Source organism: Streptomyces sp. NPDC001108, from assembly GCF_053598535.1.
Genome location: NZ_JBSFKL010000006.1, coordinates 225850 through 238153 on the forward strand (window position 1 = coordinate 225850; position 12304 = coordinate 238153).

At 72.7% G+C, this 12304-nt stretch carries 10 protein-coding genes; 6 read left to right on the forward strand and 4 right to left on the reverse strand.

The annotated features are described in order from the left end of the window. Positions 1 to 46 precede the first annotated feature (46 nt). A complete protein-coding gene (locus tag ACWC97_RS16425; RefSeq protein ID WP_352278765.1) occupies positions 47 to 1579 on the reverse strand; it encodes a PP2C family protein-serine/threonine phosphatase in 1533 nt (510 codons plus the stop codon). 353 nt (positions 1580 to 1932) lie between these two features. After that, entirely contained in the window at positions 1933 to 2661 is a 729-nt protein-coding gene (locus ACWC97_RS16430) for a YoaK family protein (RefSeq protein ID WP_450649889.1), read from the reverse strand. 360 nt (positions 2662 to 3021) lie between these two features. Here ACWC97_RS16430 and ACWC97_RS16435 point away from each other — a divergent pair, with 360 nt between their 5' ends. Then, positions 3022 to 3537: a lytic polysaccharide monooxygenase auxiliary activity family 9 protein gene (locus ACWC97_RS16435; RefSeq protein ID WP_352278762.1), complete on the forward strand. Its 516-nt coding sequence runs from the start codon at positions 3022 to 3024 to the stop codon at positions 3535 to 3537. A gap of 77 nt (positions 3538 to 3614) precedes the next feature. Here ACWC97_RS16435 and ACWC97_RS16440 read toward each other — a convergent pair whose 3' ends face one another. Both ACWC97_RS16440 and ACWC97_RS16445 read right to left on the reverse strand, forming a co-directional pair. Beyond that, on the reverse strand, positions 3615 to 4349 hold the full coding sequence (locus ACWC97_RS16440) for a hypothetical protein (protein WP_352278761.1): 735 nt from the start codon (positions 4347 to 4349) through the stop codon (positions 3615 to 3617). A gap of 129 nt (positions 4350 to 4478) precedes the next feature. Further along, positions 4479 to 5432: a hypothetical protein gene (locus tag ACWC97_RS16445; RefSeq protein ID WP_352278759.1), complete on the reverse strand. Its 954-nt coding sequence runs from the start codon at positions 5430 to 5432 to the stop codon at positions 4479 to 4481. Positions 5433 to 5802: 370 nt separating this feature from the next. On the opposite strand from ACWC97_RS16445, the gene ACWC97_RS16450 reads away from it, so the two are divergent. The 5 genes from ACWC97_RS16450 (at position 5803) to ACWC97_RS16470 (ending at position 12298) form a co-directional block, all read left to right on the forward strand. After that, positions 5803 to 8355: an ATP-dependent Clp protease ATP-binding subunit gene (locus tag ACWC97_RS16450; protein WP_450649892.1), complete on the forward strand. Its 2553-nt coding sequence runs from the start codon at positions 5803 to 5805 to the stop codon at positions 8353 to 8355. 148 nt (positions 8356 to 8503) lie between these two features. Further along, a complete protein-coding gene (locus ACWC97_RS16455) occupies positions 8504 to 8818 on the forward strand; it encodes a hypothetical protein (RefSeq protein ID WP_450649894.1) in 315 nt (104 codons plus the stop codon). A gap of 134 nt (positions 8819 to 8952) precedes the next feature. After that, on the forward strand, positions 8953 to 9456 hold the full coding sequence (locus tag ACWC97_RS16460) for a hypothetical protein (protein ID WP_352278755.1): 504 nt from the start codon (positions 8953 to 8955) through the stop codon (positions 9454 to 9456). Beyond that, positions 9426 to 10844 (forward strand): hypothetical protein, encoded by a 1419-nt coding sequence (locus ACWC97_RS16465; RefSeq protein ID WP_450650089.1) that lies wholly within the window; start codon positions 9426 to 9428, stop codon positions 10842 to 10844. The genes ACWC97_RS16460 and ACWC97_RS16465 overlap by 31 nt, the downstream gene beginning before the upstream one ends. After that, positions 10841 to 12298: a vWA domain-containing protein gene (locus tag ACWC97_RS16470; protein WP_450649896.1), complete on the forward strand. Its 1458-nt coding sequence runs from the start codon at positions 10841 to 10843 to the stop codon at positions 12296 to 12298. The genes ACWC97_RS16465 and ACWC97_RS16470 overlap by 4 nt, the downstream gene beginning before the upstream one ends. The last annotated feature ends 6 nt before the right edge of the window (positions 12299 to 12304 follow it).

The window sequence follows — 12304 nt, forward strand, 5'->3', positions numbered from 1 at the left end:
CCCGGTCGTACGGGGTCGTGGTCGTGGGCGGGCATGCCCACGTGTGTCAGTGTGCCGTGCCGTCCGGCGTCATGCGGTTCCGGGTGGGCGAGGCCATGTGCGTGGCTGCGGACGTGGTGTCGTGCTGTGGTGCCCCGACACGGGCGACCAGTACGCAGGCGTCGTGCAGAGGCAGGTCGTCACCGAACTCCGCGACGACTGCCCGCAGGCATTCCTGCGCGGTCCGGGCTTGCGCGAACAGGGGGGCCAGCGCCAGCAGGGCCTCGGGGCCGGTGGCCCGGTCGCCCCGGCGGTACAGCGCGTCGGTGTGCAGCACCAGCACATCGCCGGGCAGCAGCCGTGCTTCGTCCTGTTCGTAGACGACCCCGGAGGCCGCGCCGAGCAGGACACCGTCCGGCGCGGGCAGCGGACGGCCCGTTCCGTCGCGGAACAACAACGGTGCGGGGTGACCGGCCTGTGCCCAGGAGAGGGCGCCGGTCGCCGGATCGAACCGGCAGCACAGCGCGCTGCCCAGAGCGGATTGGACGGAGGACTCCAGTAACTGGTTGAGATGCCCCATCAGCGCACCCGGACCGATGCCGGCCAGGGCCATCCCGCGCAGCGCGCCCAGCAGCATCGCTGTCGACGAGGCCGCGCGGACGCCGTGACCGGTCAGATCGCCGACGGCCAGGAAGATCCCGCCGTCCGGCACCGCCAGTGCGTCGTACCAGTCACCGCCGAGGTGCGCGCTCGACCCGGAAGGGAGGTGGTGGGCGGCGAGGTCCAGCGCGTCCGGCTCCCGGGAAGGGAGGCGCAGCGTGCCCCGCCACGGGGGCAGCACGGCCTCCTGGAGCTCGACGGCCACGCGGTGCTCGACCCGCGCGCGGTACTCCCGGCGGCGCAGCGAGTCGTGGCTCCGGTGCAGCGTCTGCTCGCTGCGTCGGAGTTCGCTGACATCGCGCAGGACGGCCCACATGGCGACGGTGCGGCCGTCCGGATCGAGGACGGGCTCACCCGTCATGTGGAGGGTGCGCACCCCGCCGTCGGGCCGCAGGATGTGGAACTCGCCGTCTATCGGCCTGCCGTCCACCAGGCAGTCCGTCATCAGTGAGCTGAGGAGCGGCTGGTCCTCGGCAGGGAGTACGGACGGCAGCTCGTCCAGCGGGAGCGGCCCGGCCCCGGGGGACCTGCCGAAGATCTGGAACAACTCCTCCGACCAGCTCACGTCGCCGGTGAGCAGATCCCATTCGGCGCTGCCCACACGGCCGATCAGCGAGCCCGGCCTCGGCATGCCGCGCTCCGGCGTGCCCGGCACCGCCCTCGACGCCGGGACCTCCGTGCGGCGTTCGGGGGCTGCGGACGGCGGGCCCTCCCTGAGCTGGTCCAGATGGGCCCCGAGATTCTCCAGGTGGTGGACCGCGAGATCGTAGAGCGCGCGCCGCCAGCGCAGCTGGGGGTCCTCCTCGTCGACCAGCGCCGTGCCCCGCCGTACCGCGTCCACGTCGCCGCGGAGCCGACGGGTCCGGCTGATCAGCGCGTCCACCGTCTCGTGCTCGGGCGGTTGTGGGGCGGGGCGGTCCGCGGACAGGGGGGAGGGCATCTCGTACTCCGATACAGGCGCGGTACGACCAGGTCCGAGAGGTGGACCGAAGACGACTGTCGCACAGCCGGGGGGAGGCCGTAAGGGATTTGGCGACACTCGATGCGCTGTTGCCTTCGGAATATGCCACGGGCTGCACAGGCGGCTGCTCCTTCGAACGCCCTTGCTGTATACGGACGTTGGCGCAAGTCAGCCGGTGTGCACGGGGCGATCGGCCAGGGTGGCCGCCGCATCCGGGCTTGCATGTCCGGCCTGGTTCGGGCATATGCCAGACGTCTTCGGTCGGCGGAAGGGCCGGCGCCGTGCCGTGGGTGTGGTGCGGAGGCCGTGGTCCGGCGAGGTGTGCCCTTCGCCTACGCGGGCGTGTCACCGCGCCCGCGCCCCGGAGCGTCCGGGCCCGGCTCCCGCGATCCGGTCGGAACGTCACGGTGCCGGAACCGCACCCGGTGCCGGTTCTCGACGAGCAGTGCGGCGCCCGCGGCCGCCGCGCCCGGCCACAGGTGCCCCGTGACGGCGGTGGCCGCGGCGCCCGCCGCCACCGCCACCAGCCGACCGGCCACCCAGAGGTCCCCGCGCCCCCACGACCGCAGCGCCGCGCGGCCGACGAGCCCGGTGAGCGTTCCGGTGAAGTAGTTGGTCGGGGTGGAGCGGATCCGTCCCTGGATGCCCATGGCCACGGCGGTGAGCGCCAACAGCGCCGTCCGGCCCCCGGCGGAGCCGGCCGGACCCAGGGCCCACAGCGCGGATGCCGTGGCCAGCAGGGCCACCTCCGCCAGTAGCATCACGGGAAGCGGCCACTTCGGTCGGCCCTCCATCCACGCGCCGCAGGCGACCCCGGCGCCGTACGCGAGGAGCGCCGTCACCACCCGGATCACCACCCCGTGCTCCCCGGCGCCGGTGGCGGAGATACCGAGCAGCACCAGGTTCCCGGTCATCACCCCGGCGAAGACCTGGCCGACGCAGAGGAAGGCGAAGGCGTCGGCCGAGCCGGAGGCCGCCGACAGGAGCAGCAGGGGCCATTCGCCCCAGGGGCCGGGTGCGGCATCGGGGCGGGGGACGGGAGGGCGTACGGCAGTGGACACGTCCGCATTTTCGGCCCCGGCACCGCCGCCGGACCGGTGTGACCCGCCGGGGAACGCCGCGGAGCGCCTCCCTGGTGCGGGCGCGCGAGGGGCGGGCGTGTGAAGCGGGGGAGTGCGCCCCCGGCGTACGCGCGATGGTGGAACAGGGCGGTGCCGGGCACCTTGACGGGGATCCGCCGATCGGTATGGTCTAGGCCAAGTGCAGTTCCCTGCCGGGCGCCCGGCGTTTCCCGGGCGTACCCGGCGGCGGTACCTGCCGTGCCCTTCGCACATCTTGGCCCCACACCAAAGAGGCCGGTCCGGCACCACGGGCCCCCATAGCCCGCTCGGGTGCGGCGACGCCTCCTGTGAAGGAGAAGCATGCACACGAAGAGGAAGACGGCCGCGGTCGTCGGCGCCCTGCTCGCCCCCGTGCTGGCCCTGACCCTCCCGGTCGGGTCCGCCAGCGCCCACGGGTACATCTCGTCGCCGCCGAGCCGTCAGGCCCAGTGCGCCGCCGGAACCGTGAGCTGTGGCGAGATCAAGTACGAGCCGCAGAGCGTGGAAGGCCCCAAGGGGCTGACCAGCTGCAGCGGCGGGAACAGCCGGTTCGCCGAGCTCGACAACGACTCCAAGGGATGGAAGGTGACCTCGGTCGGCCGCAGCACGTCCTTCCAGTGGGTGCTGACCGCCCGGCACGCCACCAGCACCTGGCAGTACTTCGCCGGCGGCCGGAAGGTCGCGGAATTCAACGACAACGGTGCGCAGCCCGGTGCCACGGTCACCCACCAGGTCGACTTCGGCAGCGTGACGGGGCGTCAGAAGGTCCTCGCGGTGTGGAACATCGCGGACACCGCCAACGCCTTCTACGCCTGCATCGATCTGAACATCGGCTGAGCCCCGGTGCCGGGCGGAACGGACGACGACCGTTCCGCCCGGCACCACCCGCCCCGGAACGCCGCCGGTCCGGGGCATCAGCCGGACGGATCCACGGGCAGGGCCCGCGCCGCCGGGTCGCCCCGCTCGTCCGCGCGCCTGGCCTGCGGTACGCCGGGGCGGGCCGCCGTGCCGCTCGGGACGGTCCGCTCGGCGGGTGCCGGATGCTCGGCGGCGCCGCCGATCGGCTCGGGGTCGGTCCAGTAGACGCCGAGCATCGTACGGAGCGTCGTGGGGTGCTGGCCGGGCCCGGTGGGCACCGTCAGCCGGTCGAGGTGCTGCCACAGCTCGTGGTCGGCCCGATCGGCCCCGCCGCCCTCGCGGGCGTGGACGTCCTGATGGCGCTGCACGGCGACGGCCAGCTCGCGGAGGGTCTCGCGGCTCTGCTGCCCGGCGGTGTGGCTCTGCGTCCGGTTCACATTGCGCTGTTCCTGACCCAGCTCGGTGATGGCCCGCTGCACCCGCTGGTGGAAGTTGGCGGTGCGGCGGCGCAGCGACTCGAAGTCGGCCCGGGTGGCGAACCACTCGTGCTTGCCGGCATCGCCCCGGGCGAAGCACTCGACCCGGAACTCCTCGCGCTCGGTCTTGCGCCGCCGCAGCACGCTCGCGGTCCGCTCGTGGACGTGGGTGAGGATCTTCCGGGCTCGCGGCAGGTTGTCGGGGTGGATGATCGCGGCCCATGTTCTGGCGTCACGGGTGGGAGGGTGGATGTTCGACGTGAGCAACTGCTCGAACTCTTTGTCGCCGAGCTGCGCGAGGTCCTGGGCGTCCACTACTGGCCTCCAAGCCGGTGTTGGGCGGTATGCGTCCAGCGTGGCGTATGGAACTGACAAGGAGGTAGAAATCAGGAAATAGAACGTACTGCGGCTGACGGTCCTGATCGAAGCGGTATTGACGGCCTGTCAGCACCCAGGGGTGTGCTGCGGCGGCCTGTGCACCACGGACACCGTGGGTTCCCCGACGGGGCGCGCGAACACCGTGCTGCACGGAAGCACCCCGGACCATCTGCCGCATGTCCGAAAATGCGCGTCAGCCGGGGTCCTTGCCGTCGTCCCGGGGAACGCTGCGGCCGACGGCGTACGCCCTCGGGCGCGCCACAGCGGCGCGCGTACCCCGTCGTCCTCGGAGACCTGGCAGCGGAGGCCGTTGACGACCTCGTCCCGCGCGATGTCCCAGCCAACGACACCGTTGCCCTTGCGCGTGAGTTCCACGAGACGGGCGCGTTCGTCCCCGTGCCCGGTGTTGACGTCGCACTCCACGACGCTGGTCCAGGAACGTCCGTCCACGGCCCCGGCCAGGGCGATCACCGGGAGAGCCACCGCAGCCAGCAGCAGGGCGGCCACCGATGCGCCGTCCGCGGTGCGTTCCAGCCAGCCGGAGGGGATGGTGTGGCTGCGTCTGCCGCTGTCGCGCTCGCGCCGTCCGGTGCGGTACTCGACGATCACGCCGAGCCGCAGCGCGTAGGAGACGAGACCGACCGCCACGCCCCACCACGGGCCGTGGAAGGCCCCCACCACCAGCGCGCAGGTGAGCGGGACGACCGCGGCCTGCAGGACCGTGTGGGCGGTGGGGGTGTCCGCGTGGACCCGGGCCCCGCCCTTGGCGGCGAAGTACGCGTACGAGGTGCGCGACACCACGACGGCGAGCACCGAGGCCAGCAGCGCGTCGTTGAGGAGCATCCCGATGAGGACGTCGGGCCAGTTGGACGGCTCCATGGCGACGAACGCCTCGCTCGCCGCGCCTCCGCCGCCCAGCGTCCAGGCCAGCTTGAGGACGGGCACGGCGAAGACGACCGCCAGCAGCACGAGGTGACCGGGGCCGCCCTTCAGGTCCGTGGACCGTTCCTTGTTGCTCATGGGCCAAGTCTTGGCGGGGGCCGGACGGTCGGCGAGGCGACGGCCACCGGTCCCGTCGACGGGGACGACGGGACCGGCCCGATCCGGTTGCGCCACCGTCCGGAAATCACCCGATCGGGCTACCCGCGACCGGACCGGGGGATCCACGGCCACCGGGGCACGGGTCGCTCGCGGGGGAGGGGGGCGAGTCTCCGTGCCGTTGCGTGACCAGGTGGGCGTTGTTCTAGTGGGACCACCTGCCCATGGGGGCCACGGTACGGGCTCGGCGCTCCGTGGGCACCGGGCACCGGAACCGGTTCCCCGGCACGGGGCGATCCCGGCGGGCCGCCCTTCGCGCGCTCTTTGCACCCGCACTCACTGGACGGTGACCATGACCATGTCCTCCTTCGGTTCCTTCGGCGGCCCGGACCCGTTCTCGGAAATGCTCAACCGGTTCTTCGGGATGTCCCCGGCGTCCTCGCCACCGCAGGTGCAGCGGGTCCCGATCGGCAGGCTGCTGACCGAGTCGGCCCGGGAGCTGATAGGCCGGGCGACCACCCGGGCGACCGACGACGGCAGCCGGGACCTGGACACCGAACACCTGCTGTGGGCCGCCACCCAGGTGGACCCGTCCCGCACCCTGCTCCAGCAGGCCGGGGCGGACCCGGACGAGCTGGGCAAGCGGATCGCCGAGGCCCTGCCGGGGGCGAGCGCCACTCCGTCGGCGGAGCCCAGCCTGACGCCCGCCGCCAAGCGCGTACTGCTCCAGGCGTACGAACGTTCGCAGGCGGCCGGGGTGTCGTACATCGGGCCGGAGCACATCCTCGGCGCGCTCCTGGACGCCAAGGAGTCCGGTGCGGCCAAACTGCTGGGCGCGTACGGCACCGACACCGGCAGGCTGCGGCGCGAGGCCGACGACGCCGCACGGGCCGACGGGACACCCGCGGCCGGTACGAGCGACACCCCCACGCTCGACCAGTACGGTCGGGACCTGACCGAGGAGGCGAAGGCCGGGAAGCTCGATCCCGTGGTCGGCAGGGCCGAGGAGATCGAACAGACCGTGGAGGTCCTCTCCCGGCGCTCCAAGAACAACCCGGTGCTGATCGGTGAGCCCGGGGTCGGCAAGACCGCGATCGTGGAGGGAATCGCCCAGCGCATCGTGGCCGGTGACGTCCCGCGCACGCTCAAGGACAAGCGGGTGATCGCGCTGGACCTCTCCGGTCTGGTGGCGGGCTCCCAGTACCGCGGCCAGTTCGAGGAGCGGCTCAAGAACGTCATCGAGGAGGTCAGCGCCGCCGCCGAGTCGACGATCCTGTTCATCGACGAGCTGCACACCGTGGTCGGCGCCGGAGCGTCCGGCGAGGGCGCGATGGACGCGGGCAACATGCTGAAGCCCGCGCTGGCCCGCGGCGAACTGCACGTGGTCGGGGCGACCACCATCGACGAGTACCGCAAGCACATCGAGAAGGACGCCGCGCTGGAGCGCCGCTTCCAGCCCGTCATGGTGCCCGAGCCGACGGTCGAGGAGACCATCCAGATCCTGGAAGGCCTGCGCGACTCCTACGAGGCGCACCACCAGGTCCGCTTCGCCGACGACGCCCTGGTGGCGGCCGCCGAGCTGTCCGACCGCTACATCAGCGACCGGTTCCTGCCGGACAAGGCCATCGACCTCATGGACCAGGCGGGCGCCCGGGTGCGGCTGCGGTCGCTCGGCCGGTCCACCGAGGTCGTCTCCCGTGAGGACCGGCTCGCCAAGCTCAAGCGGGAGAAGGACGAGGCCGTCGCCTCCGAGGACTTCGAGAAGGCGTCCGAGCTGAAGGGCCGGATCGCGGAGACCGAGGCCGAGCTCGCCGGGATCGAGGAACGGCGCGAGGGCGTCATGGACGTCACCACCGCCGACATCGCCGAGGTCGTCTCCCGCCGCACCGGCATCCCGGTCACCCAGCTCACCGCCAGCGAGAAGGAGAAGCTCCTCAGGCTGGAGGACGCGCTGCACTCCCGGGTCGTCGGCCAGGACGAGGCGGTCACCGCGATCGCGGAGGCGGTACGCCGCAGCCGGTCCGGAATGGGGGACCCCGACCGGCCCGTGGGCTCCTTCCTCTTCCTCGGGCCCACCGGCGTCGGAAAGACCGAACTCGCCAAGGCGCTGGCCGAGCTGCTGTTCGGCGACGAGAACCGGATGGCCCGCTTCGACATGAGCGAGTTCCAGGAGAAGCACACCGTCTCCCGGCTCGTCGGCGCCCCGCCCGGATACGTCGGCCACGAGGAGGCGGGCCAGCTGACGGAGAAGGTGCGCCGACAGCCGTACAGCGTGCTGCTGTTCGACGAGGTGGAGAAGGCGCATCCCGACGTCTTCAACACCCTGCTCCAGGTGCTCGACGACGGGCGGCTGACCGATGCGCAGGGGCGGACGGTGGACTTCCGGCACACCGTCGTCATCATGACGTCCAACATCGGGGCCCAGCGCATCCTCGCCCACAAGGGCGATGTCTCCGAGATCCGCGAGGACCTCATGGGCGACCTGCGGGGACACTTCCCGCCGGAGTTCCTCAACCGTGTCGACGAGACGATCATCTTCCACGGGCTCGACAAGGGCGACCTCGGACAGATCGTCGACCTCATGCTGGACGGCAGCAAACGCCGGGTCCGGGCCCAGGGCATGGAGCTGGAGGTCACCGAGGCGGCGAAGAAACTCCTTGTCGCGCACGGCCACCAGCCGGAGTTCGGCGCCCGTCCGCTGCGCCGCACGATCCAGACCGAACTCGACAACCGCATCGCCTCCCTGCTGCTGGGCGGCGAGGCCGATCCGGGCGACACCATCGTCGCCGACGTGCGGGACAACGCGCTGGTCTGCACCGTCGACCGCCCGAAGACCTCCGCCGAGGAGGCCGCCGGGGACGGGGGCGCCGCCGACGGAGCGGCGGAGGGGACGCCGGCCGAGTAGCGCCGCGCGGCCCCGCCGCCCGCAGGGCCTGCCGTACGCTCCCCGGTCCGTACGGCAGGCCCTGCACCGCGCTGCGGACTTCCGGAAATATGAAGTGCGTTCGAGAGGTGAATGTCATCGCTCGAACGGGTGGCGGACGGTGTCCCGGATGCGACGCCGTGTCGACGCGCGGCTATTCCTGCTGCTTGTGATCGAGAACCTGCTGCGCACCGCCACCGCGGTCGCCCTCACCGCCCTGCCCCTGACGATGACGAGCCCGGCGTTCGCCTCGGACGACCCCCTCACGGCCCAGCTGATCCCGTGCGCCTCCGTCGTGGCACCCGCCGGGCACATCTGCGTGCCGTCGCCGAAGCAGTGCATCAAGGCGCCGTGCCCCCAGTACGACCTCGTGGCCCTCCCGTTCCTCCCGCTGGCCGCGGGCGCGGGGCGGGGGACGCCGGAGGGGGTGGGGCACTCCTTCTGACCTCTGCCCGGGAGCGGTCTTCCGCGCCGCTCGCACACCTCCGTCCGGACCGATTGTCAGTGGTCGCGGATACGTTCGGTGGTGTCCTGCCGTTGTGGCGCGGAAGTCGCCCCGGTACGCAGAGGAGTGGTGTGTTGTCAGACTGGGAGAGGTCCAGCACGGTACGGGTGACCGCGCCGGCGCGGGCCCGCAAGCTGGCCAAGGTCCCGTTCGTCGAACTGGCCGACGGACGTCTTCAGGGTGTGGTGTCCAGCGGGTCGGACATCGGGCGGGTCTACGTGTCGTCGGTCGCCGTCGGCACCTACGCCTTCGCGTGCAGCACCAACAACAACCGTCCGTGCGGCGGCGCCCGCGGCTCGTTCTGCAACCACATCATCGCCCTGATCGGCGAGGCCGTGCTCCAGTACGGTGCCGAGCGCGTCGCCCGCTATCTGCGCGTCGAGCCCGGGGAAGGGGAACCGGACGCGAGCGCCCTCACCTCCGCGATGCGCGACACCCGTCCCCCGCAGGCGGACGCCGGGGCCGCCGCGCCGGTGTTCAGCCGGTTCCTGCGCCACCTCGCCTACCTGGAGTTCACCCCGGACACCACCCCGGTGCCGGAGATGCACTGGTTCCCGACGACCAGGGCGGTGGCCTGATGCGCGCCGACCTCCTCGCGGAGCCCCTCGACGGACTCGACGAAGTCCTCGCCGCCGTCGACGTGTTCGACCGGGCCCTCGTCGCCGGGCTGCTCCGCCCGCAGGCGGCCCAGACCGAGGGGCTGACCGCGCTCGCCCACGCGGTCGCCGGCAGCCCGCTCGCCTCGCGGGTCGCCGGGGCGGCCGAGAAGGCGGCGGCCGGGGCCGCGAGCGAGGACGACTTCGTCGCCCTCGCCGCCGCCCGCACCGCGCTCCTCGGCTCCGCGCACGACGCGCTGACCGCCCGGGTTGCCGAGGCGACCGGACGGACGCGCGGCGAGGACCCCGTACCCCCGCCCGCCGGGCAGCAGCCGGCCAACCTGCTCGCCGCCGCCCGCTCCTGGCTGTCGGACCTGGCGCGTTCCGGATGGCAGGGCATCGACCACGACCTGGCCGCCGGAGCGGCCCCCGTCGTCTCCGCCATGCTCCCGGAGCCCGCGCTGCGCCGCCCGGCGATGCTCCTCGACGGCTTCGCGGCCGAGCTGGCCGCCTCCTGCCCGGGAGCCACCCTGGAGCGGATACCGGTGCGCCGCTGGGCCGACCTGTGGGCCCGGGGACTGCTGCTCACCGTGCCCGGTGCCGCCGGGACGCCGGTGACGGGCACGGCCACCGGCCGCCTGCTGCCCCTCGGCGTCGACCTCCAGGAGCACCCGACCGCCGTACAGGCGCAAGTCCACGCGGTGTTCGAGCCTGCGGACGGCGGGGCGCCGCGGCTGGTCCGGGCCGGGGCGGCGGTGCCGAAACCCGACACGGTCGTCGGGGCGGGCCTCTGGCAGCTGCTCCGCCCGCGTCTCTCACTGCTCGCGGCCCTCGGAGACGGCCGCGCCATGGACCTCACCGACATGCCCGTCACCGCCGAGGGCGATCTGCTCTGGAGCGACGAGCACGCCCGCTCGGGCGAGCCCGCCGACGCGTTCGCCACCGCCCGGGTCGCCCTGCCCACCGCCACGGACGCGGCCACCGCGCCCCTGGACCGCCACCCGGCACGCATCGCCGTCCCCGTGTTCCTGGAGGGCTACACCACCGCCGAGGACGACGGCACCCGGACCTTCGTCCTGCCCGGCTGCGCCCTGGCCGTCGACACCGGCCGCATCCCGGCCGCCGGGCCCCTCACTCCCGAGGCGGTCGCGGCGTCCGGTGCCTGCATCGGACTGCTCCGCTGGGACGCCGGGGCCTACCGCGTCCAGCCCCTGGCAGTCGAGACGACCGTCCGGAAGAAAGCCGTCGCGGTGCACGCCGGGGGATGGGCCGGGGGTACGACCGACAAAGCGGGTGCCAGGGCGGAGAAGGCCGCCACCGACGCCGTCACGGTGTTGCGGGAGCGGGCGGGAAGGCTGCTGCGGAAATGACCGAGCACACGACGGCCCCGGCCGCCGGAACCACGCCCTCCGGGGCGGACCCGCAGGAGAACCGGCGCCAGGTCCTCTACTGGCGGCTCCTCGCCTGCCTCTTCGACCAGGAGGAACAGGCCGCGCTGGAATCGGCCGGCCTCGCCGTGGTCGAGGACATCGGCCTGCCGGCCGCGCTGCTGGACCCCCAGGCATCCGTCGATTCGGTCGTGCAGCGCCACCCGGAGCTGGCCGACGAGTTCGACGGCCTGATGGCCTCCGCCACCGAAGCCGACGGCGGGGCGGGCGACGACGGCGGAACGGACCGTGACCGGGCCGCCGAGGTACGGCGGGCGGCCCTGGTGTCGAAGGTGCTGCTCAACGTCTTCGCCTCCGGCTCGGGCCAGGTCACCGCCGGACAGCTGGCGCGCTGGCAGTCGGACGCCGACTGGCTGGAGCGCGCGCTCGGCTGCCGCCCCGGCGATCTGCGCGGCGGCCGGACCGGTGGGCGCGCGGCGGGACGGGGCCCCGGCCCGGCCGGCACCGGCGGCAACGGCACGACCCCCGACCTCAGCCGGCTGATCCCGGCCATCGGGCCGGAGCTGGGGAACATCGAGGCCGATCTCGTCAAACGGATGCACCTGCGCGAAGTGCTCGCCGACCCCGCGCTCGCCGCCCGGCTCACCCCGAGCATGTCGCTGATCGAGCAACTGCTGCGGGACAAGAACAACCTCTCCGGCGTGGCCCTGGCCAACGCCAAGAGCCTGATCCGACGCTTCGTCGACGAGGTCGCCGAAGTGCTGCGCACCCAGGTGGAGAAGGCCACGGTCGGTGCCCTGGACCGCTCGGTCCCGCCCAAGCGGGTCTTCCGCAACCTCGACCTCGACCGCACGATCTGGAAGAACCTCACCAACTGGAGCCCGGAGGAGGAGCGGCTCTACGTCGACCGCCTCTACTACCGGCACACGACCCGCAGGACGACACCCCAGCGGCTGATCGTCGTCGTCGACCAGTCCGGCTCGATGGTCGACTCGATGGTCAACTGCACCATCCTCGCGTCGATCTTCGCCGGGCTGCCCAAGGTGGACGTCCATCTGATCGCCTACGACACCCAGGCGCTCGACCTCACCCCCTGGGTGCACGACCCCTTCGAGACCCTGCTGCGCACCAACCTCGGGGGCGGCACCGACGGCACGGCCGCCATGACACTGGTCCAGCCGAAGATCGCCGAACCCCGCAACACCGTCGTGGTGTGGATCTCCGACTTCTACGAATGGCGGAGCGAACCGCTCTTCGAGGCCATGGCCGCCATCCACCGCTCGGGAGCCCGGTTCATCCCCGTCGGCTCGGTCACCAGCGCCGGCCGGGGCAGCGTCAACCCGTGGTTCCGCGAACGCTTCAAGGACCTCGGCACGCCGGTCCTCTCCGGCCACATCCGCAAGCTCGTCCACGAACTCAAGAACTTCCTCGCCTAGAAAGGC

Coding starts and splice junctions, on each gene's coding strand:
- ACWC97_RS16450 (WP_450649892.1), top strand. CDS start 5,803: ATGACCATGTCCTCCTTCGGTTCCTTCGGCGGCCCGGACCCGTTCTCG.
- ACWC97_RS16470 (WP_450649896.1), top strand. CDS start 10,841: ATGACCGAGCACACGACGGCCCCGGCCGCCGGAACCACGCCCTCCGGG.
- ACWC97_RS16435 (WP_352278762.1), top strand. CDS start 3,022: ATGCACACGAAGAGGAAGACGGCCGCGGTCGTCGGCGCCCTGCTCGCC.
- ACWC97_RS16445 (WP_352278759.1), bottom strand. CDS start 5,432: ATGAGCAACAAGGAACGGTCCACGGACCTGAAGGGCGGCCCCGGTCAC.
- ACWC97_RS16425 (WP_352278765.1), bottom strand. CDS start 1,579: ATGCCCTCCCCCCTGTCCGCGGACCGCCCCGCCCCACAACCGCCCGAG.
- ACWC97_RS16455 (WP_450649894.1), top strand. CDS start 8,504: ATGCGACGCCGTGTCGACGCGCGGCTATTCCTGCTGCTTGTGATCGAG.